This is a genomic window from Sphingomonas sp. MS122 (genome assembly GCF_049532975.1).
Classification (GTDB): Bacteria; Pseudomonadota; Alphaproteobacteria; order Sphingomonadales; family Sphingomonadaceae; genus Sphingomonas.
The window spans coordinates 2923721-2945226 of the sequence record NZ_CP186695.1; the positions used below are offsets into that span (position 1 = coordinate 2923721).

22 protein-coding genes and 1 pseudogene are annotated in these 21506 nt (G+C 68.6%); 18 read left to right on the forward strand and 5 right to left on the reverse strand.

The genetic code is table 11. The features are described from left to right. Complete coding sequence (gene ftsY, locus ACO227_RS14140; protein WP_423602511.1) at positions 1-930, reverse strand: signal recognition particle-docking protein FtsY; 930 nt, start codon at positions 928-930, stop codon at positions 1-3. Then, the gene (gene mtaB / locus ACO227_RS14145) at positions 927-2165 is read right to left on the reverse strand and encodes a tRNA (N(6)-L-threonylcarbamoyladenosine(37)-C(2))-methylthiotransferase MtaB (RefSeq protein WP_423602513.1); all 1239 of its coding nucleotides are present in this window, start codon (positions 2163-2165) and stop codon (positions 927-929) included. The genes ftsY and mtaB overlap by 4 nt, the downstream gene beginning before the upstream one ends. Here mtaB and ACO227_RS14150 point away from each other — a divergent pair. Then, positions 2164-2754 (forward strand): DUF924 family protein, encoded by a 591-nt coding sequence (locus tag ACO227_RS14150; RefSeq protein ID WP_423602514.1) that lies wholly within the window; start codon positions 2164-2166, stop codon positions 2752-2754. The two genes, mtaB and ACO227_RS14150, sit on opposite strands and share 2 nt — an antisense overlap. A gap of 88 nt (positions 2755-2842) precedes the next feature. Next, complete coding sequence (locus ACO227_RS14155; RefSeq protein ID WP_423602515.1) at positions 2843-3802, forward strand: homocysteine S-methyltransferase family protein; 960 nt, start codon at positions 2843-2845, stop codon at positions 3800-3802. Between the two features lie 3 nt (positions 3803-3805). Here ACO227_RS14155 and ACO227_RS14160 read toward each other — a convergent pair whose 3' ends face one another. Continuing rightward, positions 3806-5449: a putative bifunctional diguanylate cyclase/phosphodiesterase gene (locus ACO227_RS14160; protein ID WP_423602516.1), complete on the reverse strand. Its 1644-nt coding sequence runs from the start codon at positions 5447-5449 to the stop codon at positions 3806-3808. 223 nt (positions 5450-5672) lie between these two features. On the opposite strand from ACO227_RS14160, the gene ffh reads away from it, so the two are divergent. The 6 genes and pseudogenes from ffh to ACO227_RS14190 all read left to right on the forward strand — a co-directional run bounded on the left by ffh (position 5673) and on the right by ACO227_RS14190 (position 10787). Then, positions 5673-7157, forward strand: a complete 1485-nt coding sequence (ffh, locus tag ACO227_RS14165) for a signal recognition particle protein (protein WP_423602518.1) — start codon at positions 5673-5675, stop codon at positions 7155-7157. Between the two features lie 33 nt (positions 7158-7190). Further along, positions 7191-7640, forward strand: a pseudogene (rpsP, locus tag ACO227_RS14170) (30S ribosomal protein S16); the annotation flags it as partial. A gap of 204 nt (positions 7641-7844) precedes the next feature. After that, positions 7845-7976, forward strand: coding sequence for a hypothetical protein (locus ACO227_RS14175; protein WP_423602519.1), 132 nt, complete (start codon positions 7845-7847; stop codon positions 7974-7976). A 40-nt stretch (positions 7977-8016) separates the two neighbouring features. Further along, positions 8017-8442 (forward strand): ribosome maturation factor RimM, encoded by a 426-nt coding sequence (gene rimM / locus ACO227_RS14180; protein ID WP_423602520.1) that lies wholly within the window; start codon positions 8017-8019, stop codon positions 8440-8442. Then, positions 8439-9161 (forward strand): metallophosphoesterase family protein, encoded by a 723-nt coding sequence (locus tag ACO227_RS14185; protein ID WP_423602521.1) that lies wholly within the window; start codon positions 8439-8441, stop codon positions 9159-9161. The genes rimM and ACO227_RS14185 overlap by 4 nt, the downstream gene beginning before the upstream one ends. Before the next feature lie 42 nt (positions 9162-9203). Next, positions 9204-10787 (forward strand): serine hydrolase domain-containing protein, encoded by a 1584-nt coding sequence (locus ACO227_RS14190; protein WP_423602523.1) that lies wholly within the window; start codon positions 9204-9206, stop codon positions 10785-10787. A gap of 143 nt (positions 10788-10930) precedes the next feature. Here the strand turns inward: ACO227_RS14190 and ACO227_RS14195 are convergent, their stop codons facing one another. Continuing rightward, the gene (locus ACO227_RS14195) at positions 10931-11839 is read right to left on the reverse strand and encodes an NAD(P)/FAD-dependent oxidoreductase (protein ID WP_423602524.1); all 909 of its coding nucleotides are present in this window, start codon (positions 11837-11839) and stop codon (positions 10931-10933) included. A 44-nt stretch (positions 11840-11883) separates the two neighbouring features. On the opposite strand from ACO227_RS14195, the gene trmD reads away from it, so the two are divergent. From trmD to ybaL, 4 genes are all read left to right on the forward strand, one after another. Then, complete coding sequence (gene trmD, locus ACO227_RS14200; RefSeq protein ID WP_423602526.1) at positions 11884-12612, forward strand: tRNA (guanosine(37)-N1)-methyltransferase TrmD; 729 nt, start codon at positions 11884-11886, stop codon at positions 12610-12612. A 1-nt stretch (position 12613) separates the two neighbouring features. Beyond that, positions 12614-13006 (forward strand): 50S ribosomal protein L19, encoded by a 393-nt coding sequence (gene rplS / locus ACO227_RS14205; RefSeq protein ID WP_423602527.1) that lies wholly within the window; start codon positions 12614-12616, stop codon positions 13004-13006. Between the two features lie 143 nt (positions 13007-13149). Next, on the forward strand, positions 13150-13506 hold the full coding sequence (locus ACO227_RS14210; RefSeq protein WP_423602528.1) for a hypothetical protein: 357 nt from the start codon (positions 13150-13152) through the stop codon (positions 13504-13506). A gap of 220 nt (positions 13507-13726) precedes the next feature. After that, positions 13727-15367, forward strand: coding sequence for a YbaL family putative K(+) efflux transporter (gene ybaL, locus ACO227_RS14215; protein ID WP_423602530.1), 1641 nt, complete (start codon positions 13727-13729; stop codon positions 15365-15367). Here ybaL and ACO227_RS14220 read toward each other — a convergent pair. Next, on the reverse strand, positions 15358-15732 hold the full coding sequence (locus tag ACO227_RS14220) for a VOC family protein (protein ID WP_423602531.1): 375 nt from the start codon (positions 15730-15732) through the stop codon (positions 15358-15360). The two genes, ybaL and ACO227_RS14220, sit on opposite strands and share 10 nt — an antisense overlap. A gap of 87 nt (positions 15733-15819) precedes the next feature. Between ACO227_RS14220 and soxR the strand changes: the two genes are divergently transcribed. From soxR to ACO227_RS14250, 6 genes are all read left to right on the forward strand, one after another. Then, the gene (gene soxR, locus ACO227_RS14225; protein WP_423602532.1) at positions 15820-16266 is read left to right on the forward strand and encodes a redox-sensitive transcriptional activator SoxR; all 447 of its coding nucleotides are present in this window, start codon (positions 15820-15822) and stop codon (positions 16264-16266) included. A gap of 124 nt (positions 16267-16390) precedes the next feature. Continuing rightward, positions 16391-18559, forward strand: a complete 2169-nt coding sequence (locus tag ACO227_RS14230; RefSeq protein ID WP_423602534.1) for a DPP IV N-terminal domain-containing protein — start codon at positions 16391-16393, stop codon at positions 18557-18559. A gap of 53 nt (positions 18560-18612) precedes the next feature. Continuing rightward, complete coding sequence (locus tag ACO227_RS14235; protein ID WP_423602536.1) at positions 18613-19128, forward strand: SRPBCC family protein; 516 nt, start codon at positions 18613-18615, stop codon at positions 19126-19128. 230 nt (positions 19129-19358) lie between these two features. Continuing rightward, the gene (gene rpsM / locus ACO227_RS14240; RefSeq protein WP_423602537.1) at positions 19359-19727 is read left to right on the forward strand and encodes a 30S ribosomal protein S13; all 369 of its coding nucleotides are present in this window, start codon (positions 19359-19361) and stop codon (positions 19725-19727) included. A gap of 58 nt (positions 19728-19785) precedes the next feature. After that, positions 19786-20175: a 30S ribosomal protein S11 gene (gene rpsK, locus ACO227_RS14245; protein WP_066579261.1), complete on the forward strand. Its 390-nt coding sequence runs from the start codon at positions 19786-19788 to the stop codon at positions 20173-20175. A gap of 105 nt (positions 20176-20280) precedes the next feature. Further along, positions 20281-21342, forward strand: a complete 1062-nt coding sequence (locus tag ACO227_RS14250; protein WP_423602541.1) for a DNA-directed RNA polymerase subunit alpha — start codon at positions 20281-20283, stop codon at positions 21340-21342. The last annotated feature ends 164 nt before the right edge of the window (positions 21343-21506 follow it).

The following is a 21506-nucleotide window of genomic DNA, read 5'->3' on the forward strand; positions in this document are numbered from 1 at the left end:
CTACCTCTGGAACGTTTCGACACCGGCGATGATCCGGGCGACCTCGTTGGGATCGAAGCCCCGCAGGTCGTCGACCTTTTCGCCGACGCCGATGGCGTGGATGGGGAGGCCGTATTTCTCGGCGGCGGCGACGAGCACGCCGCCGCGCGCGGTTCCGTCGAGTTTTGTCATTACGAGGCCGGTTACGCCGGCGACTTCCTTGAACACCTCGATCTGGCTGAGCGCGTTCTGGCCGGTGGTCGCGTCGAGCACGAGCACCACGTCGTGCGGCGCGCCCGGATCGATGCGCCCCAGCACGCGGCGGATCTTGGCGAGCTCGTCCATCAGCTCGCGCTTGTTCTGCAGCCGCCCCGCAGTGTCGACGATCAGCACGTCCATGCGCTGGTCGGTCGCCTGCTTGAGCGCCTCGAACGCGATTCCCGCCGCGTCGCCGCCCTCGGCGCCGGCGACGATCGGCACGCCGACCCGCTCGGCCCAGGTGCGCAGCTGGCCGATCGCCGCCGCGCGGAACGTGTCGCCCGCCGCCAGCATGACCTTGAGCCCCTGGTCCTTGAGGATCGCGGCGAGCTTGGCGATCGTCGTGGTCTTGCCGGAGCCGTTGACGCCGATGACCAGGATCACCTGCGGCCGCGCCTTGTCGGTGGTCAGCGGCCTGGCGACGGGCACCAGCGCCTTCTCGATCTCCTCGGCGACGACCAGGCGGATGCCGAGATCCTCCATGCCGCGCTCGAACTGCCCCTCGGCGAGCCGGTCGCGCACGCGCGCCGCCGTCGCCGGCCCGAGGTCGGAAGCGATCAGCGCCTCCTCGATCTCGTCGAGGGTGTTGTCGTCGAGCCGCGCCGCGCCGAGTCCGGCAAGGTTGCCGACCAGCCGGTCCGACGTCTTCTTGAATCCGCCGAGCAGCCGCTCGCGCCACGACGGCCCGCTCATGCCGCCGCCCCGATCAGCCTGCCGTCCTGCACTCGTTCGATCTTCACGCTCGCGATGGTCCCGACTTCAGTTGGCGGAAGCAGCACCTCCGCGAAGTTGCCCGCATGCCCGCGGTCGCCCGGTCTTTCCACCAGAATCGACTGGCGCGTCCCGATCAGCGAGCCCAGCCACGCCGCCCGCCGCACCGCCGCGCGCTCGCGCAACGCCGCCGCGCGTGCCTTGGCGACACCCGGCGCCACCTGCGGCATCCGCGCCGCCGGCGTGCCGTCGCGCGGGCTGTAGGGAAAGATATGCGCGTGCACGATGTCGCAATCGTCGACCAGCGCCAGCGTGTTGGCGAACATCGCCCCATCCTCGGTCGGGAAGCCCGCGATCAGGTCCGCGCCGATCGCGATCTCCGGCCGCGCCGCCTTGAGCCGCTCGACCAGCGCCACCGACTGGGCGCGCGAATGCCGCCGCTTCATTCGCTTGAGCACCAGGTCGTCGCCCGCCTGCAGCGACAGGTGGACATGCGGCATTACCCGCGCTTCCTGCGTCAGCAACGCGAACAGCCGGTCGTCGATCTCGATCCCGTCGAGCGAGGACAGCCGCAGCCGTGCGACCGTCGTGTGCGCCAGCACGCGCTCGACCAGCAGCCCCAGGCTCGGCGAACCCGGCAGGTCGGGGCCGTAGCTGGTCAGGTCCACCCCGGTCAGCACGATCTCGCGATGTCCCGCCGCGACCAGCGCCTGCACCCGCTCGACCACCGCGCCCGCGGGCACCGATCGGCTGTTCCCGCGGCCATGGGGGATGGCGCAGAAGGTGCAGCGATGGTCGCATCCGTTCTGCACCTCGACGAACGCGCGGGCGTGCGCCGAGAAGCTCGCGGCGAGATGCGGCGCGGTCTGCCGCACGGCCATGATGTCCTGCACCAGCGTGGCCTCGTCCGAGGCCCACGCCGCCGGCGTCAGCTTCTCGGCATTGCCGATCACCCGATCCACCTCGGGCATCGCGCCAAAGGCCGCCGGATCGATCTGCGCCGCGCACCCGGTCACCACCAGCTGCGCCCCGGGCCGTGCCCGTCGCGCGCGGCGGATCGCCTGGCGCGTCTGGCGCACCGCCTCGTTGGTCACCGCGCAGCTGTTGACCACCACCACGTCGCGGGAGCCAAGTAAGGCGCGGATCGTTTCGCTTTCGGCAAGGTTGAGCCGACAGCCGAGGCTGATTACCTCTGGAGCGGCATTGGAGGACGACATGGACGGCGATCTAGTTGCGGCGGACGGTGAAGTCCATGTCGAGGCCCAAAGGCAGGCCAAGCCGGTGCTCGACTTCTGGTTCGGCGAACTCGGCCCCGAGCAGCATTTCGCCAAGGACGACACGCTCGACGCCACGATCCGCACCCGCTTCGCAACCTTGCATGATGTCCTGCTGGCGACCGGCGCGGCGGGGTGGCGCAACGATATCGACAGCCTGCTCGCGGCGGTGATCGTGCTCGACCAGTTCAGCCGCAACATCCATCGCGGCACCGCTCAGGCTTTCGCCGGCGATACGCTGGCGCTCGCCCTGACGATGCAGGCGATCGACAAGGGCTGGGACCGCGACCTCCCGCCCGAGCGCGCGGCCTTTCTCTACATGCCGCTGATGCACGCCGAGAATCCCGAGGCACAGCGCCTGTGCATCGAGAAGATGGCCGCGATCGGCCGCGACGAGCAGGTCCGCTACGCGATGGATCATGCCGTGGTGATCGAGCAGTTCGGCCGCTTCCCCAGCCGCAACGCCGCGCTCGGCCGGGAATCCACGCCCGAGGAGCGGGCCTATCTGAGCCAGCCAGGGGTGGGATGGTGAAAGGGGCCGGCTAGCCCCGAATTCCAATGTCTAGCGTCCCCTGCGCATGATAGAATGCGCGCATCGTCCAGCCGGAGGGGAGCTCGCGATGCCCAGATACCGACATGCGCTGCCACAGCTCGACGGTGGCATCTTCCTCGCCGATGCCGGGCTCGAGACCGACCTCATCTTCAACCACGGGATCGAGATCCGCGAGTTCGCCGCGCACACGCTGCTGCCCGAGGCGGAGGGCAGGGCGGCGCTCGAACGCTACTTCACCGGCTTCCTCGACCTTGCGCGCGAGACCGGAGCAGGCTTCGTCCTCGATACGGTGACCTGGAAGGCGCACCGCCACTGGGCCGGCGATCTCGGCCAGGACGCCGGCGAGCTGCGCGCCGCGAACGAGGATGCCGTCGGCCTCGCGTCCGCCCTGCGCGATCGCTTCGCCGGCGGCGCGCCGATCGTGATCAACGCCGTGATCGGCCCGCGCGGCGACGCCTATCGCCCCGACCGCAAGATCCCGGCGGACGAAGCCGAAGCCTATTATGCCGAGCAGCTCGGCTGGCTGGCGGAGACCGAGGCGGACATGGTCACGGGCCTTACCTTCAACCAGTCGAGCGAGGCCGTCGGCCTCGTGCGCGCCGCCGCCGCGGCGGGTCTGCCCGTCGCGATCTCGTTCACCGTCGAGACCGACGGCCGGCTCCCCGACGGCCAGTCGCTCGGCGACGCGATCCGCGCGGTCGACGACGCGACCGGAAGCTCTGCGGCCTATTTCATGGTCAATTGCGCGCATCCCGAGCATTTCTGGGATGCGCTTGAGGATGCCGACTGGGCGCGCCGCATCCGCGGCATCCGCGCCAACGCGTCGCGCCGAAGCCATGCCGAGCTCGACGAGGCGCCCGAGCTCGATCCCGGCGATCCGCACGAGCTGGGCCAACTCTATGCGGTGCTTCATGCGCGGATGCCGTGGCTCAACCTGTTCGGCGCATGCTGCGGCGGCGACCTGCGCCACGTGACGCAGATCGCGGGCGCGATCCGGTCGGCTGGCGGCTTCGAGCCCGCCCGCTGAAGCTCAGCCCGCCAGCCGCTCGCTGCCCGGCGTGATCGGCGCGACCGTTGCCGGCGGCCGCTGATCGGCGGGCTGGACGAGCAGGCGCCGCTCCGCGAGGAGCCGCCGCACGCCGGCGAGCGACAGCGGCTTGCCATAATACCAGCCCTGCGCCTTGGCGCAGCCGAGCGCCTTCAAGCGGGCCTCGATCGCCGCATCCTCCACGCCCTCGGCGGTGATCGGCAGGTTGAGGCTCTCGCCCAGGCTCACGATCGCGTTGACGATCGCCGCCGAATCCGCGCTCTCGTTCAGCGAGATCACGAAGCTCTTGTCGATCTTGATGCGATCGAAGGGCAGGGCGCGCAGGTGGGCCAGGCTCGAATAGCCCGTTCCGAAATCGTCGAGCGAAAGCCGTGCGCCCTGGTTCTTGAGGCTGCCGACGATCGATTGCGCGAGCGCGAGATTGTCGAACAGCGCGCTCTCGGTGATCTCGATCTCCAGCCGGCTCGCGGGGAAGCCGGTCTCGGTCATCACCTTGATGATCTTCTGCGCCAGCCACGCGTCGCGCAGCTGCCAGGGCGAGATGTTGACCGACAGGCTGAGCGCCGGATCCCAGTCGCGCGCCGCGTTGAACGCCTGTTGCATGATCGACAGCGACATGTCGCCGATCATGCCGGTCTCCTCGGCGATCGGGATGAACAGGTCGGGGCTGATCAGCCCGCGCGTCGGATGCTCCCAGCGCGCCAGCACCTCGAATCCATGCAGCTTGCCCGAAGCGAGGTCGATCTGCTGCTCGAAATAGGGGACGATCTCGCCGCGCGGGATGGCGGCGCGCAGCCCGCTCTCGAGCTCGTTGCGCGTCTGCAGCTCGCGCTCCATCGACTGGTCGAACCAGGCATAGCGGTTGCGGCCCGATTTCTTCGCCGCGTACATCGCGATGTCGGCCGAACGCATCAAAGCGTCGATGCTCTGGCAGTCGAAGTCGGAGCGCGCGACGCCGGCCGAGCACGAGATGTGCAGGCGGAACCCGTCGGCCTCGATCGGCTGCGCCATGCGCGCGACCACCTTCTCGGCGATGCGCTCGACCGTGTCGGGCTGCATCGGATCGAACAGGAAGCCGCAGGCGAACTCGTCGCCGCCCAGCCGCGCGGTGAGCGCGATCGGCGGCATCGCCGCGGCGATCTCGCCCGCCACCGCCCGCAGCAGCGCGTCGCCGACGGCGTGGCCGTGCATGTCGTTGATCGTCTTGAAATGGTCGAGGTCGACGATGATCAGCGCCATCGCCTTGCGCCGGCGGTGCGCGCGCACGAACATCGCCGCGCCCTCTTCGGCCAGGCTGCGGCGGTTGAGGAAGCCGGTCAGCGGATCGCGGCTCGCCAGCATCTGCGCGCGTTCCTCCGCGGCGGCGCGGATGCGCACTTCGGTACGCAGCGCGTGATGACGGCGCCAGCCGAACAGGATCAGCGCGACGTTGAGCAGCAGCGCGATCACCAGGGTGCGGTCGGCGGGGGCGCCGCCCTCGAAATAATGTTTGAGCGTCTTCGACAGCACCGAGCTGCCGGTGCCGACGAACATCAGGATGGCGGCGACGCTGATCGCCCCGGTGATCAGGTCGGTGCCGGGCGGTTCCCGGTCGAGATCGCGCGTGTCTTCGAAATCCAGCGCCATGCCGGAGGGCCCCCTGTCTGCTCAGCGAGGCGGTATTTCACGTCGAGGGTGTAGATGGAGTTAAAACCGCGGACGGTTGCACCCATCTCCATTTCCGGCTAAGCGGCCGCCCGACCGTTCCCAGGAACGCGACGCATGTTTGCCCAAGGGCAACGCTGGCCGACGAGGTTTCGTCCGCCGGCGTGTTTTGCGTTTCGGCCTCTGGGAAGAATTGGAGAAGCGAGTGTTCGATAGTCTGAGCGAGCGGCTTGGCGGCGTTTTCGACCGTCTCAAGGGCCGTGGCGCGCTGACCGAGGCCGATGTGCGGACCGCGATGCGCGAAGTGCGTATCGCGCTGCTCGAGGCCGACGTCGCGCTGCCCGTCGCGCGCAGCTTCGTCGACAGCGTCACCGAGCAGGCGGTCGGCCAGCAGGTGCTGCGCTCGGTCACGCCGGGGCAGCAGGTCGTCAAGATCGTCAACGACGCGCTGATCGCGATGCTCGGGCCGGACACGGCCGAGCTCGCCATCGACGTGACGCCGCCCGCCGTCATCATGATGGTCGGCCTGCAGGGCTCGGGCAAGACCACCACCACCGCCAAGCTCGCCAAGCTGCTGAAGAAGCAGGGCAAGAAGGTGATGATGGCGTCGCTCGACGTCAATCGCCCGGCCGCGCAGGAGCAGCTCGCGGTGCTCGGCACGCAGATCGAGGGCGCGACGCTCCCGATCGTCGCCGGCCAGCAGCCGGTCGACATCGCCCGCCGCGCGCTCCAGGCCGCGAAGCTCCAGGGCTTCGACGTGCTGATGCTCGACACCGCGGGCCGCCTGCACGTCGACCAGCAGCTGATGGACGAGATGAAGGCGGTCGCCGACATCTCCAGGCCGCAGGAAATCCTGCTCGTCGTCGACAGCCTGACCGGTCAGGACGCGGTCAACGTCGCCCAGAGCTTCGGCGAGCAGGTGCCGCTGACCGGCGTGGTGCTCACCCGCATGGACGGCGACGCCCGCGGCGGCGCGGCGCTGTCGATGCGCGCCGTCACCGGCAAGCCGATCAAGTTCGCCGGCGTCGGCGAGAAGCTCGACGCGATCGAGCCGTTCCATCCGCAGCGCGTCGCCGGGCGCATCCTCGGCATGGGCGACGTGGTGTCGCTGGTCGAGAAGGCCGCGCAGGCGATCGAGGCCGAAGACGCCGAGAAGATGGCGGCGCGCCTCGCCAAGGGCCAGTTCGACATGAACGACCTGCGCGGCCAGCTCGCGCAGATGCGCCGCATGGGCGGGCTCGGCGCGCTCGCCGGGATGATCCCCGGCATGAAGAAGGCGCAGCAGGCGATGGCCAATGGCGCGGTCGACGAGCGCATCCTGCTCCGCATGGACGCGATGATCACCTCGATGACGCCCAAGGAGCGCGCCAAGCCCGAGCTGATCAACGCCAAGCGCAAGATCCGCATCGCCAAGGGCTCGGGGACGACCGTCCAGGACGTCAACAAGCTGCTCAAGATGCACCTCGAAATGTCCACCGCGATGAAGCGCATCAAGAAGATGGGCGGCCTCAAGGGGCTGATGGGGATGCTCGGCAAGGGTGGCATGGGTGGCCTCGGCAACGCGCTGGGCGGCCCGCAGATGGGCGAGATGATGGGCAAGCTCGGCGGCCCCGGCGGCGGGCTGCCCGGCCTGCCCGGCAACGGCGAGATCCCGCCCGAGCTCGCAAATCTTTTGAACAAGAAGAAGTAAATCGTTTCAGGCTTTTAAGAAGGAAGATTACCAATGGCACTCAGCATGCGTCTGTCGCGTGGCGGCTCGAAGAAGCGCCCTTACTACCGGATCGTCGTCGCCGACGCCCGCTCGCCCCGTGACGGCAAGTTCATCGAGAAGATCGGCACCTACAACCCGCTCCTCGCCAAGGATTCGCCCGAGCGCGTCAAGCTCGACACCGAGCGTGCGAAGCACTGGCTGAGCGTCGGCGCGCAGCCGACCGACCGCGTTGCCCGCTTCCTCGACGTCACCGGCGTCAAGGAGCGTGCCGCGAAGAACAACCCGAACAAGGGCAAGCCGGGCGAGAAGGCCGTCGAGCGCGCCGAGGAGAAGGCCGAGAAGCTGAAGGCCGCGCAGGAAGCCGCTGCCGAGGCGGCCGCCGCGCCCGAGCCCGAGGTCGTCGAAGAGGCGGCCGTCGAGGAAGCCCAGGCGGAAGCCGAGGCGGTCGTCGCCGCCGAAGTCGAGGCCGCGACCGAAGCGCCCACCGCGGAGGCGGAGCAGGTCGCCGAGGCGGTCGCCGAAGAGACCCCGGCCGTCGAGGCTGTGGCCGAGGAGGCGCCCGCTGAGGAGGCTCCCGCCGCCGAGGGCGAGGAAGCGGCGAAGGCCGAGTAATCGTGCGAACGAAGGTCGGCATCGTGCGTTGTCCCTGGATCAACCCAGGAGCGCATGATGCCGATCGATCCGCCGGATCCGCCCGAAGATGACGACGAGGACGCCAACCGGGGCGTCTCCGGCCAAGAGCCCGCCGAGGGAGGCGACGACGCCAACCCGCCCGGCGAAGGCTCTCCCGAGGGCTGACCGCCCCGTCACGCTCGCCGTCGTCATCGGCGCGCATGGCGTGACGGGCGAGGTCCGCCTCAAGGTCTTTGCCGAAGACCTCGCAGCGCACCGCAGCTTCAACGGCGGCACGCTGACGCTCAAGTCGGTGCGGCATGGCCCCAACGGCGCCATCGCCCGCTTTGCCGAGATCCCCGACCGCACCGCCGCCGAGAAGCTGCGCGGCACCGAGCTCGCCGTGCCGCGCGGCAGCCTCCCGCCGCTGGGCGAGGGCGAATATTACCATGCCGACCTGATCGGCCTCGCCGCCGTCTCCGAGGCGGGCGATGCGATCGGCACCGTCGTGACGGTGGAGAATTTCGGCGCGGGTGACGTGCTCGAGATCGAGAAGCCGGACGGCAAGCGCTTCATGGTCCCGATGCGGCCCGAAGCGGTGCCGCGCTGGGACGAGGCCAGCCTCGCCGTTGCCGACGGCTGGGCCGAATGATCGCCATCCTCTCCGATATCCACGGCAACCTCCCTGCACTCGAAGCGGTCATCGCCGACGCCCGCACGGCCGGCGCGACCGCCTTCGTCAACCTCGGGGACAGCCTCTCGGGCCCGCTCTGGCCGGCCGAGACCGCCGACCTGCTGATGCGCGAGGGCTGGCCGGCCATCGCCGGCAATCACGAGCGCCAGGTGCTGACTCATGCGATCGAGCGGATGGGGGCCTCCGATCGCTTCGCCAGCGAACGGTTGAGTGCGGCGCAACTGGCCTGGCTCGCCGCCCAGCCGCCCGTGCTCGCGCTTACCGACGAGATCTTCCTCTGCCACGGCTCCCCGCGCAGCGATCTCGAGCATCTGCTCCACACCGTCGAGGCCGCCGGTATCCGGCAGGCCACCGAGGCCGAGATCGCCGAACGCCTCGGCGACACGCCCGCCGCGCTCACCCTGTGCGGCCACACCCATCTCCCGCGCACCGTCACGCTCGCCGATGGCCGCACGATCGCCAACCCCGGCAGCGTCGGTCTCCAGGCGTTCCACGACGATCACCCGCTGCCCTACATCGTCGAGAATGGCGACCCGCTCGCGCGCTATGCGCTGGTCCGCGGCACCGGGGTCGAGCTGCGCGCCGTCGCCTATGACCATCTCGGGGCCGCGGCCAAGGCGGCGCGCGAGGGCAGGGCGGACTGGGCGGCCGCGCTCCGCACCGGCCTGGCCGGCTGATTTCCGCTTCCAAAGTTGGATTTTATCTGGTTGCCTCGGGGCATGAGAATGCTCCGCGACCCACGCCGTTCCGCGCTCGCAACCCTCGTTGACAGCCGCGCGCCAAACCCCGTCAAACTTGTCAACTTCGTCAACCTGACGATCCTCGCCGCGCTGCTCGCGACGGCGCCGTCGCCCGCCGCCGCGCAGTCGCAACCGCCGGTCCCGCCCGCGGCGGCGACCGAGATCGGCGATGCCTTCGCCCGCTTCCAGCAGCGCACCCCCGTGCCCGGCCTGGTCTATGCCGTGGTCAGGGAGGGCAAGATCGTCCTGTCGGAAAGGCAGGGCGTCCAGACGATCGGCGGCGCGCCCGTTGCGCTCGACACGCGCTTCCGCATCGCGTCGATGAGCAAGGCCTTCACCGCGCTCGCCATCCTCAAGCTGCGCGACGAGGGCAGGCTGGCGCTGGACGATCTCGCCGAGAAGCACATCTCCGAGATGCGCGGCTGGAAATATCCGACCAGCGACAGCCCGCGCATCCGCATCCGCGACCTGCTCGCGCATGTCGGCGGCTTCGTCACCGACGATCCCTGGGGCGACCGCCAGCAGGTGCTGGGCGAGGCCGAGTTCACGCGGATGATCGCCGCCGGCGTCCCCTGGAGCCGAACCGGTCAGAGCCAGCACGAATATTCGAACTTCGGCTATGCGCTGCTCGGCCGCATCGTCACCAACGCCTCGGGCCGGCCTTACCAGGCCTATATCCGCGACACGATCATGCGTCCGCTCGGCATGGCCGACACGACCTACGACATCGCGCAGGTGCCGAAGGGCAAGCTGGCCCTCGGCTATCGTTGGGAGAATGAGGCGTGGGTCGAGGAGCCGTCGATGCGCGACGGCGCGTTCGGCGCGATGGGCGGCGTGATCACCACCGCCACCGACTATGCCAAATGGGTGGCGTTCCTGCTTTCCGCCTGGCCGTCGCGAGACGGCGCCGAGACCGGTCCGGTCAAGCGGGCCACGGTGCGCGAGATGGCGCAGGGCCTCAACTTCGTGCGCATTGCGCAGCGGCCCGGCAATGCGGAGGACGATCACTGCGTCCACGCCATCGCCTATGGCATGGGCATGCGCGTGACGCCCGACTGCCACCTCGGTCTCACCCTCAGCCATGGCGGCGGCTATCCCGGCTATGGCAGCTTCGTCGTGCTCGCGCCCGAGCTCGGCATCGCCGCCTTCGGCTTCGCCAACCGCACCTATCAGGCGCCGTCGGTCCCGGTGTGGCAGTCGCTCTGGGCGATGGCGAGGGCCGGCGCGACGGCGAAATATGCCAAGCCGCTCAACCCGCTGTTGACGCAGATGCAGGATGCCGCCCGCGCCGCCTATGCCGCCGGCACGCTCGTGCCGCTCGAAGGCAGGCTCGCGATGAACTTCCGGCTGGATCGCTCGGACGCGAACTGGGCGAAGGAATTCGCACGGATCAAGGGCCTGGTCGGCGACTGCCCGACCGCCGAGCCGCTCGCGCCGACCGGCAATCTCTCGACCGCCTTCCGTTGGAACTGCGCCAGGGGCAAGCTCGACGGCCAGATCCTGCTCGCGCCGACCAACCCGCCGACGATCCAGGCGCTGCGCTTCGCGCCGCAGCCGAATTAGGCATTACGAAGAAAGAACTTTCCTACAGACCCGCATCCCGCATATCTGGAACGTCCGATGACCTTCCGGACCCCCGCCTGGAATGCGACGAAAGCGACAGAATTCGCGCGCTTGCGCGTAATTTCGTCAACTTTCGAAACGCTTCACCGCCACAATGGCCGCTGCTGGGTGAGCATGTTGCGGATCGTCGTCGCCGCCACCCCCGCTTCGCCCATCGCGTGGCTGATCTGGTCGAGCCCCTTGACCACGTCGCCCGCCGCGAACAGTCCGGGGATCGAGGTGCGCTGGTGATCGTCCACCTCCAGGCATCCGTCCTCCGAAGCGTTCGCACCGGCGGCGATGGCGAGATCGGAACGGATGCGCGAGCCGAGCGCGGGATAGATCGTATCGAACGCGATCCGCCCCGCGGCGGTGCCGACGCTGATCTTGTCGCCCTCGATGCGGAAATCGCCGCATGGCCCGTCGACGCGCGCGATCCCCGCCGCGTCGAGCTGGCCCCGGCAATCGGCGTCGAGCCGGTGTTCCGCGTCGGGCGCGATCAGGGTCACGTCGGCGCTGTAGCCACGCAGGAACAGCGCCTCGCGCATTCCGTGATCGCCGGTGCCGATCACGCCGATGCGCTTGTCGGTAACCTCATAGGCATCGCAGATCGGGCAGTAGCGCAGCAGTCCGGCCTTGAGCGCCGCGGCGTGCGTCGCGTCGTCGAGCCCTTCCGGCCGGCGGTTGACCACGCCCGTGGCAAGCAGGACCGACCGCGCCGGGAAGGTGCGCTCGCCCGCATGCACCGCGAACCCTTCGCCCAGCGGTTCGATCCGCATCACCTCGAGCATCTCGCGCACCGCGCCGAAGCTCTCGGCCTGTTCCAGCATCCGCGCCAGCAGCTCGGTCCCGGCGATCCCACCCGGAAACCCGGCATGGTTGCGCGTCTTGGGGATCAGCGCAGCGCGGCTCGATCCGCAGTCGAACAGCCGGATCGAGAGATGGAAGCGGGCAAGGTAGATCGCTGCGGTGAGGCCAGCCGGTCCCGCGCCGACGATGATGCAGTCTTCCATGCCGTTTCCCTTGCCATTCGGCCAGCGACCCGCGAACAGGCGCCATGAGCTTCGCCGCAACCGTCCTAACGCTTTACCCGGAGATGTTTCCCGGCCCGCTCGGCATTTCGCTCGCCGGACGCGGGCTCGCCGAGGGGAAGTGGTCGCTCGAGACGGTGCATATCCGCGACTTCGCGACCGACCGGCACCGCACCGTCGACGATACCCCGGCCGGCGGCGGGGCGGGGATGGTGCTCAAGGCCGACATCCTTGCGGCCGCCTGCGACAGCGTCGGCTACGACCGCCCGATGCTCGCCATGACCCCACGCGGCGCGCCGCTCACCCAGGCGCGCGTGCGCGAACTGGCCGCGGGTCCCGGCGTCTCGATCCTGTGCGGCCGGTTCGAGGGATTCGACGAGCGGCTGTTCGAGGCGCGGCCGATCGAGCCGGTGTCGATCGGCGACTATGTCCTCTCCGGCGGCGAGATGGGCGCGCTGGTGCTGCTTGACGCTTGCATTCGCCTGCTTCCCGGCGTAATGGGCGCGCCTTCCAGCGGGGTCGAGGAAAGCTTCGAAAGCGGCTTGCTCGAATATCCGCAATATACCCGGCCCGTCGAATGGGAAGGGCGCACGATCCCCGAAGTGCTGCGGTCGGGGGATCATGCGAGGATCGCGGCCTGGCGCAAGCGGCAGGCCGAGACCGATACACGGCTAAGGAGGCCGGATCTTTGGGAGCGCCACGAGGGCGCTCGGGTCCAGTCTCCCTCTGGCGCGCGGCGACAGAAGGACGAATGAGATGAACCTCATCCAGCAGATCGAGGCCGAGAACGTCGCGAAGTTCCTGGCCGACAAGAAGATTCCCGATTTCCGCCCGGGCGACACGCTCAAGGTCGGCGTGAAGGTCGTCGAGGGCGAGCGCACCCGCGTCCAGAACTATGAAGGCGTCTGCATCGCCCGCTCGAACAAGGGCATGGGCAGCAACTTCACCGTTCGCAAGATCTCGTTCGGCGAGGGCGTCGAGCGCGTCTTCCCGCTCTATTCGCCGAACATCGACAGCATCGAAGTCGTCCGCAAGGGCGTCGTGCGTCGTGCCAAGCTCTATTACCTGCGCGGCCGCACCGGCAAGTCGGCCCGCATCGCCGAGCGCCGCGACGTGCGCCCGTCGAAGGAGGTCGAAGCGGCCGAATAAGCCGCTCGCCGGACGAACAGCGCGGGGCGCGGAAGGCTTGGCTTTCCGCGCCCCGCTTCGTTCCGGCGCGTTGAATTCGGGCCGAGTCGCCCTACCTTGAAGGCGTGGCGAACCGGCGGAATCAGACAGCGACGATCGCGCAGTTGAAGCTGCCGCTCCACGTCGCGTCGCTCTGGCTCGCGCTCGCGGTCGCCCTGCTTTCCTCGCTGATGCCCAGCGGCCTGCCGCGCACGATCGCGGTCGGCTCCGCCTTCAATCCCGCGACCACCGCCGTCGCCCTGCAGCCCCGCACTCAGGCGCGCGTCGTGGCCGAGACTGTCCGCCGCGACGATGATCCGGCGAGCGGGCAGGGCGGTGCGGCGCAGATCCTTTCCCAACCCATTCTCACGGCTCCACGGCCGGACGTCATCGCTGCTGTTCCCAAGCCAGCGGCGGTGGCGTCACCCGTCGGCGCGCGTGCGGTGCTGGACGGCAGCCCGCGTGGTCCGCCCCTGACCTGACCTTTGCTGCCAGCCGCCGCGCAAGTCGCGGCCGAACTGGGAAGAAGCGCCATGGACACGCCACGCAACAAGCGGCCGCCCTGGTGGTTCGCGCCCGCCGTCTGGGGCGGGATTGCCGGCAGCGCCGCGATCGCAGCGGCGCTGGCCGGCGCGACCACCGAGTGAGCCGCAGCCCGGGGCGCAATGCCGGCCCGGGCGTTCAACAGGGACAAGATTGCCTATGCACCACACGCCGCTCATCGCCACGATCGTCGCGGGCCTCGTCGTCGCCTTCGTCATGGGCTCGATTGCCCACAAGCTGAAGGTGTCGCCGATCGCCGGCTACCTGCTCGCCGGCATCCTCGTCGGGCCGTTCACGCCCGGCTTCGTCGCCGACGGCGATCTCGCCGCCGAGCTCGCCGAGATCGGCGTGATCCTGCTGATGTTCGGCGTCGGTCTGCACTTCTCGCTGCGCGACCTGCTCGCGGTGAAGGGTATCGCGGTGCCCGGCGCGATCGGCCAGATCGCGGTGGCGACGCTGATGGGCATGGGGCTGAGCTGGGCACTGGGCTGGGACCCGCTCGCTGGCTTCGTGTTCGGCCTCGCGCTGTCGGTCGCCAGCACCGTGGTGCTGCTCCGCGCGTTGCAGGGCTTCGGTATCGTCGATACCGAGCGCGGGCGCATCGCGGTCGGCTGGCTGATCGTCGAGGATCTGGCGATGGTGCTCGCGCTGGTGCTGCTGCCCGCGCTGGCCGAGGTGATGAAGGGTGATGCGCCCGCGACCTGGTCGGCGCTGCTGGTGCCGCTCGCGCAGACCGCGTTCAAGGTCACCGGCTTCCTCGTCGTCATGCTCTTGGTCGCGCGCCGAGTGATCCCGATGGCGCTGCACTGGGTGGTCCACACCGGGTCGCGCGAGCTGTTCCGTCTCGCCGTGCTTGCGATCGCGCTCGGCGTGGCGTTCGGCGCGGCGGTGGTGTTCGACGTGTCGTTCGCGCTCGGCGCCTTCTTCGCCGGCATGATCCTCGGCGAGACCCCGCTCAGCCGCCAGGCGACCGAGGAGACGCTGCCGCTGCGCGACGCCTTCGCGGTGCTGTTCTTCGTCTCGGTCGGCATGCTGTTCAATCCGTCGGTGGTGGTCGAGCAGCCGCTGCCGCTGATCGCGACGGTACTGATCATCGTGCTCGGCAAGTCGATCGCGGCCTATCTGATCGTGCGCGCGCTCAAGCACAGCCGCCGTATCGCGATCACCGCCGCGGCGAGCCTCGCGCAGATCGGCGAGTTCTCGTTCATCCTGGCGACGCTCGGCACCAGCCTCGAGATCCTGCCTGCGGCCGGCCGCGACCTGATCCTCGCCGGCGCGCTGCTCTCGATCCTGCTCAACCCGTTCATCTTCAACTGGTTCGTGCCCAAGCGCCAGGAGAAGACCGACCCGATCGAGCCGCCCGCCGACACCAGCAGCCTGCAGGACCATATCGTGCTGATCGGCTTCGGCCGTGTCGGCAAGCTGATCGCGCGCGACTTGCTGGCGAAGAAGCGGCCCTTCATCCTGATCGAGGACCAGGCCGACATGGCGCGCGACGCCAGGGCCGAGGGGCTCGACGTGGTGCGCGGCAACGCGGTCGATCCCGAGGCGCTCAAGGCCGCCGGGGTCGAGCGCGCGGCCAAGCTGCTGATCGCGATCCCCGAGGGGTTCGAGGGCGGCGCCGTGGTCGAGGCCGCGCGGGCGATCAACCCCGGCATTGCGATCGTCGCGCGCGCCCATTCGGATGCCGAGGTCGTGCATCTCGAAGCCAAAGGTGCAGGCGAGGTGGTGATGGGCGAGCGCGAGATCGCCTCGCGCATGCTCAGCCTGTGCGCGGTGCCGCTGAAATCTCAGCCATAGGAGACGATCTCGTACTCGATTCCGTCATAGTCGAGGAAGTAGAAGCGGCGGCCGGGCGAATAGTCGCCGTGATTGAACGGCTTGAGGCCTGCCTCGGCGACCTTGTCCTCGATCCGGTCGAGATCGTCGACCAGGATGCCGACATGATTGAGCGGCGCGCCCTTGGGAAAGCGGGCCTCGGGCTCGCCCGGGGGCGCGTAGAGCGCGATGTAGAAGCGCTCGTCGCCGACATGGATCGATGTGCCGCCGTCGCGCGCCGGACCCGCCCAGCGGATATGCCAGTCGAACAGCCGTTCCATCAGCGCGGCGGTGCGGGCGGGATTGGTGACGGTCAGGTTGACGTGCTCGATGATCGGGCCGGGCATGCGCGTTTCCTTTGCGGTTGCGTGGTTGCCCGGCTCCGGTACAACCTCAACTTAAGTTGAGATCAAGCGCTATTTTACGAGGAAGCGATGCGCGGGAACGAGCTGCTGACGATCGGCGAGCTGGCGGCGCGGACCGGCCTGTCGGTCTCGGCGATCCGCTTCTACGAGACGCGCGGGCTCGTTTCCCCGATCCGCACTGGCGGCAACCAGCGGCGCTTCCTGCGCTCGGACATCCGCCGCCTGTCCTTCGCGCTGATCGCGCAGAAGCTCGGTCTGACGATCGAGGAGATCGGCACCGAGCTGGCGCGGCTGCCGCAGGGGCGCACGCCGACGCAGGCGGACTGGGAGGCGATGAGCCGCAATTTCCGCGAGGAGATCGACCGCCGCATCGCCCTGCTCGAACGCACGCGCGCCACGCTCGACAATTGCATCGGCTGCGGCTGCCTGTCGCTCAGGAAGTGCGGGCTGTTCAATCCGGGCGACCGGATGGGGGCCGAGGGCCCGGGCCCGCGCCAGGTGCTCGGCCGCGCCTGATCGCATTGGATACTTTACGATGGCGCGCCGAGGCCCGATAGCCGGCGCATCGACAAGAACATGAGCGGGTTGCGGGATGTGGAAAGCGGTGGTCGGCGGATTGATGGCAATGGCGGGGGCGGCAATGCCCGCTGAGGCGCAGCAGGCTGGGCAGCCGCTCGCGCTCGAACGTGTGTTCGCCAGCCCCGACCTCGCCGGCACCACGCCGCGCGCGCTGAAACTCTCGCCCGACGGCAAATATGTGACGGTGCTGCGCAACCGCGCCGAGGATCGCGACCGGTTCGACCTGTGGGCGATGGACACTGCCACCGGGGAATGGCGGATGCTGGTCGACAGCCAGAAGATCGGCACCGGCGCGGAGCTCTCCGAGGCCGAGAAGATGCAGCGCGAGCGCGCGCGGATCGGTGGGACGCGTGGCATCGTCGCCTATGACTGGGCGCCGGACGGCAAGTCGATCCTGGTGCCGCTCGACGGCGATCTCTACCTCGCGAGCCTCTCGGGTGAGGTGCGGCGGCTGACCAAAAGCGAGTCGGGGGAGTTGAATCCCGAAATCAGCCCGGGAGGACATTTCGTGTCGTATGTTCGGGATCAGAACTTGATCGTGTCCGATCTCGCCTCCGGAAAAGAGAACAAGGTAACAACGGATGGTGGAGCCACCGTCTATTTCGGCGAGGCCGAGTTCGTCGCGCAGGAGGAGATGGGTCGCCGCACCGGTTACTGGTGGTCGCCCGACGACAGGCGTATCGCCGTGCAGCGTTTCGACGAGGCACCGGTCGGCATCGTCAGCCGCGCCGCGATCGGGGCCGAGGGCACCAAGGTCTACAACCAGCGCTATCCCAAGGCGGGCACCGCCAACGTACTGGTCGAGCTCCATGTGATGAACCCCGACGGCAGCGGCCGGGTGAAGGTCGATCTCGGCGCCGAGACCGACATCTATCTCGCCCGGGTCGACTGGACACCCGACGGCAAGACCCTGCTCGTCCAGCGCCAGAACCGCGCGCAGACCGTGCTCGACATGCTCGCAGTCGATCCCGCGACCGGCAAGTCGCGGATCCTGTTCAGCGAGAAGTCGGGCGAGCGCAGCTGGATCAACCTCTCCGACGCCTATCGCCCGCTCAAGGACGGCAGCCTGATCTGGTGGTCCGAGCGCGACGGCCACGGCCATCTCTACCGCGTCCGCGACGGCAAATGGACTCAGCTCACTAGGGGCGACTGGGACGTCGCCGAGCTGGTCGGGGTCGACGAGGCCAAGGGGCGGGTCACCTTCCTCGGCAACAAGGACGGCGTGCTCGAGCGGCACCTTTACACGCTCGATCTGAGCAAGCCGGGTGCGGTGACGCGGATCAGCGAGCCGGGCTATTGGCACGCCGCCAAGACCAACGACGGCGCGAACCGGATCGTGGTCACCCGTTCCAGGGGCGACCAGCCGCCGCAGGTGATGCTGACCGACGCGACGGGCAAGCGCCTCGCCTGGATCGACGAGAACAAGGTCGCCGGCGACCATCCCTATGCGCCCTATCTCGCAAGCCACCGCGCCAAGCAGTTCGGCACGATCGAGGCTGCCGACGGCACGGTCCTGCACTGGGAGATGATCACCCCGCCGTTGGAGCCGGGGAAGAAATACCCGGTATTCTTCCAGCATTATGGCGGCCCGCACGCGCAGACGGTGAGCCGGCAGTGGGGCGGGGCGCTCCAGCAGTACATCGTCGATCGCGGTTATATCTGGTTCCAGCTCGACAATCGCGGCGCCGCCAATCGAGGCAAGGCGTTCGAGGATCACCTGTTCCAGGCGATGGGCGGGGTCGAGGTGCAGGACCAGCTCGCCGGCGCGGCGTATCTCAAGACGCTCGATTTCGTCGATCCTGGCAAGATCACCACCTATGGCTGGTCGTATGGCGGCTACATGACGCTCAAGATGCTCGAAGCGGGGCCGGGCGTGTTCGCCGCGGGCGTCGCCGGCGCGCCGGTGAGCAAGTGGGAACTCTACGACACCCATTATACCGAGCGCTACATGGGCGACCCGCGCCAGGTGCAGGCCGCCTATGACAAGGCGAACACGCTGGCGGATGCGCTCAAGATCGCCGATCCGCTGCTGCTGATCCACGGCATGGCCGACGACAATGTCGTGCTCGAGCATTCGACCGTGATGATGGCCAAGCTTCAGGCGGGTGCGGTGCCGTTCGAGACGATGCTCTACCCCGGCCAGACCCACAAGGTCGGCGGTCCCGGCGTCAGCGTTCACCTCTGGAAGACGATCCTCGACTTCCTCGACCGAACCACCGCCGCGAAATGAATTGACGGCCGCGCGGCCCGCGCTCACCTTCGCTGCGACAGGAGGGCGGGGTGATGCGCAGGATGATCGTGGCGGCGGCGCTGCTGGCGGGCTGGCCCGCCGCGGGCGAGGTGACCAAGTCCGAGCCGGGCGGGTTCGTCTCGACTCACAGGCTGGTCATCGCCGCGCCGCCCGAGAAGGTGTGGGATACGATCGCGCGGCCCTCGGTCTGGTGGAGCAAGGATCACAGCTATTCGGGTGTCGCCGCGAGCCTCTCGATCGACCCGCGGCCCGGCGGTTGCTGGTGCGAGAAGGTGGCGGGCGGCGCGATCGAGCACGCGCGGGTGATCTATGCCGATCGCGGCAAGGTGCTGCGCTTCGACGGCGCGTTCGGCCCGCTGCAGAGCGGGGCGGTGACCGGCACGCTGACCTTCGCGCTCAAGCCCGAGGGGCAGGGGACGGCGGTGACCGTCACTTATGTCGTCGGCGGCTATCACCCCAATGGCCTGGCGGGTTTCGCGCAGGCGGTGGACGGCGTATTCGCCGCGCAATGGCCCGCGCTCAAGAAAGCGGCGGAGCAGGGCGGCTGATCGTCATTCGCTTGGCCGCGCCCGCCGGATGGTGTATAGGGGCCTAACGCGAAATCCCTTCGCCCTCGGCGCTTGACAGCCGGGGTGCGACTCCATATGTCGCGCATCTTCCGAAACCCGTTCGACCGGCAGCGCTCTTGAGCGTGTGCCGCGCGCATGCGTTTCGGGTCAACGCGACGAGATGGGGCTTGCTGCCATGCACGCCTCGTGGAGCTGGGAGAACAAGATTCATGGCACGTATTGCGGGCGTTAACCTGCCCACCAACAAGCGCGTACTGATCGCGCTTCAGTATATCCACGGCATCGGCCCGGCGAAGGCCAAGGAAATCACGCAGAAGCTGGGCATCGCCGCCGAGCGCCGCGTGCAGGACCTGACCGACCAGGAAGTGCTGCAGATCCGCGAGACCATCGACGGCGGCTACACCGTCGAGGGCGATCTTCGTCGCGAGACCGCGATGAACATCAAGCGCCTGATGGACTTGGCCTGCTATCGCGGCCTGCGTCATCGCAAGGGGCTCCCCGTCCGCGGCCAGCGCACGCACACCAATGCGCGCACCCGCAAGGGCAAGGCAAAGCCGATCGCCGGCAAGAAGAAGTAAGCCGCTGGGCCGCCTCGCGGTGGCCCGCCTGCTTCGCATTTCGAAGGATTACTGAACAATGGCACAAGCACCGCAGCGTCTTCGCCGTCGCGAACGCAAGAACATCACCGCCGGCGTCGCCCATGTGAACGCCAGCTTCAACAACACCATGATCACGATCACCGATGCGCAGGGCAATGCCATCAGCTGGTCGTCGGCCGGCATGATGGGCTTCAAGGGCTCGCGCAAGTCGACCCCGTACGCCGCGCAGGTCGCCGCCGAGGACGCGGGCCGCAAGGCCGCCGAGCACGGCGTCCGCACGCTCGAGGTCGAGGTCAAGGGTCCGGGTTCGGGCCGTGAGAGCGCCCTGCGTGCGCTGCAGGCGGTCGGCTTCCAGATCACCTCGATCCGCGACGTGACCTCGATCCCGCACAATGGCGTGCGTCCGTCGAAGCGTCGCCGCGTCTGATTTGCCTTTCCGTTTCGCTCGCGGGTCCGGGGTGCCGGGTCCGGGGCGGGGCGGCTCTACTTTTCTGGCAGGATAGCCCCGTCCTGCCCAACCCAGGGGAAGCCCGTGTCTGTCAATGCAAAGAACTGGCAGGAACTGAAGAAGCCGAACGGCCTTGAGAAAAAGGGCGGTGACGGCAAGCGCAAGGCGACCTTCGTCGCCGAGCCGCTGGAGCGCGGTTTCGGCCTGACGCTCGGCAACGCGCTGCGCCGCGTGCTGCTCTCGTCGCTGCAGGGCGCCGCGGTCACCTCGATCAAGATCGAGAATGTGCTGCACGAGTTCTCGAGCCTCGCCGGCGTGCGCGAGGACGTGACCGACCTCGTGCTCAACGTGAAGCAGATCGCGCTCAAGATGCAGGGCGAGGGCGCCAAGCGCCTCCAGCTCAGCGCCACCGGCCCGGCCGAGGTCAAGGCCGGCGACATCGCCGTGTCGGGCGACATCGAGGTGATGAACCCCGAGCTGGTGCTGTGCCACCTCGACGACGGCGCGACGCTCAACATGGAGCTGACCGCGGACACCGGCAAGGGTTACGTCCCCGCCGCCGCCAACCGCCCGGCCGATGCGCCGATCGGCCTGATCCCGGTCGACGCGCTCTACTCGCCGGTCCGCCAGGTGAGCTACAAGGTCGAGAACACCCGCGTCGGGCAGGAGCTCGATTACGACAAGCTCAGCCTGTCGATCGAGACCGACGGCACCGTGACCCCCGAGGACGCGCTCGCCTATGCCGCGCGCATCCTGCAGGACCAGCTGGCGCTGTTCGTCCATTTCGACGATTCGGCGATCACGCGTTCGGCTCCGATCGGCGTTGCCGCGCCGGCGGCGGCGGAAGCGGGCGCGGGCGACACCGCGACGATCAACCGCTACCTGCTCAAGAAGGTCGACGAGCTCGAGCTGTCGGTGCGTTCGGCCAACTGCCTCAAGAACGACAACATCATCTATATCGGCGACCTGGTCCAAAAGACCGAGGCCGAGATGCTGCGCACGCCGAACTTCGGCCGCAAGTCGCTCAACGAGATCAAGGAAGTGCTGTCGAGCATGGGCCTGCGCCTCGGCATGGAAATCCCAGGCTGGCCGCCTGAGAACATCGAAGAGATGGCCAAGAAGCTCGAGCAGGAGATCATGGGCTGATCCTGCGCCGGCGGCACTCGCCGGCGATCGGTTCGATGCCATCATGGGGCGGTACGCGGATGCGTGCCGCCCCTTTCCTTTGCGGGTCGCGGCGCGCCTAGTCGCATCGATTATGGTGAGCGGCGCCGCGCTGCGCCAAGATTCCGGGTCTGAACGAGATGAGG

Excerpts from the sequence above, each read along its gene's own strand:
- ftsY (WP_423602511.1), bottom strand. The coding sequence starts at position 930 with ATGAGCGGGCCGTCGTGGCGCGAGCGGCTGCTCGGCGGATTCAAGAAG.
- soxR (WP_423602532.1), top strand. The coding sequence starts at position 15,820 with ATGCGCGGGAACGAGCTGCTGACGATCGGCGAGCTGGCGGCGCGGACC.
- ACO227_RS14220 (WP_423602531.1), bottom strand. The coding sequence starts at position 15,732 with ATGCCCGGCCCGATCATCGAGCACGTCAACCTGACCGTCACCAATCCC.
- mtaB (WP_423602513.1), bottom strand. The coding sequence starts at position 2,165 with ATGTCGTCCTCCAATGCCGCTCCAGAGGTAATCAGCCTCGGCTGTCGG.
- trmD (WP_423602526.1), top strand. The coding sequence starts at position 11,884 with ATGAGCTTCGCCGCAACCGTCCTAACGCTTTACCCGGAGATGTTTCCC.
- ACO227_RS14235 (WP_423602536.1), top strand. The coding sequence starts at position 18,613 with ATGCGCAGGATGATCGTGGCGGCGGCGCTGCTGGCGGGCTGGCCCGCC.
- ACO227_RS14185 (WP_423602521.1), top strand. The coding sequence starts at position 8,439 with ATGATCGCCATCCTCTCCGATATCCACGGCAACCTCCCTGCACTCGAA.
- ACO227_RS14160 (WP_423602516.1), bottom strand. The coding sequence starts at position 5,449 with ATGGCGCTGGATTTCGAAGACACGCGCGATCTCGACCGGGAACCGCCC.
- ACO227_RS14190 (WP_423602523.1), top strand. The coding sequence starts at position 9,204 with ATGAGAATGCTCCGCGACCCACGCCGTTCCGCGCTCGCAACCCTCGTT.
- ACO227_RS14155 (WP_423602515.1), top strand. The coding sequence starts at position 2,843 with ATGCCCAGATACCGACATGCGCTGCCACAGCTCGACGGTGGCATCTTC.
- ACO227_RS14230 (WP_423602534.1), top strand. The coding sequence starts at position 16,391 with ATGCCCGCTGAGGCGCAGCAGGCTGGGCAGCCGCTCGCGCTCGAACGT.
- rpsM (WP_423602537.1), top strand. The coding sequence starts at position 19,359 with ATGGCACGTATTGCGGGCGTTAACCTGCCCACCAACAAGCGCGTACTG.
- rplS (WP_423602527.1), top strand. The coding sequence starts at position 12,614 with ATGAACCTCATCCAGCAGATCGAGGCCGAGAACGTCGCGAAGTTCCTG.
- ACO227_RS14175 (WP_423602519.1), top strand. The coding sequence starts at position 7,845 with ATGATGCCGATCGATCCGCCGGATCCGCCCGAAGATGACGACGAGGAC.
- rpsK (WP_066579261.1), top strand. The coding sequence starts at position 19,786 with ATGGCACAAGCACCGCAGCGTCTTCGCCGTCGCGAACGCAAGAACATC.
- ACO227_RS14195 (WP_423602524.1), bottom strand. The coding sequence starts at position 11,839 with ATGGAAGACTGCATCATCGTCGGCGCGGGACCGGCTGGCCTCACCGCA.
- ybaL (WP_423602530.1), top strand. The coding sequence starts at position 13,727 with ATGCACCACACGCCGCTCATCGCCACGATCGTCGCGGGCCTCGTCGTC.
- ACO227_RS14150 (WP_423602514.1), top strand. The coding sequence starts at position 2,164 with ATGGACGGCGATCTAGTTGCGGCGGACGGTGAAGTCCATGTCGAGGCC.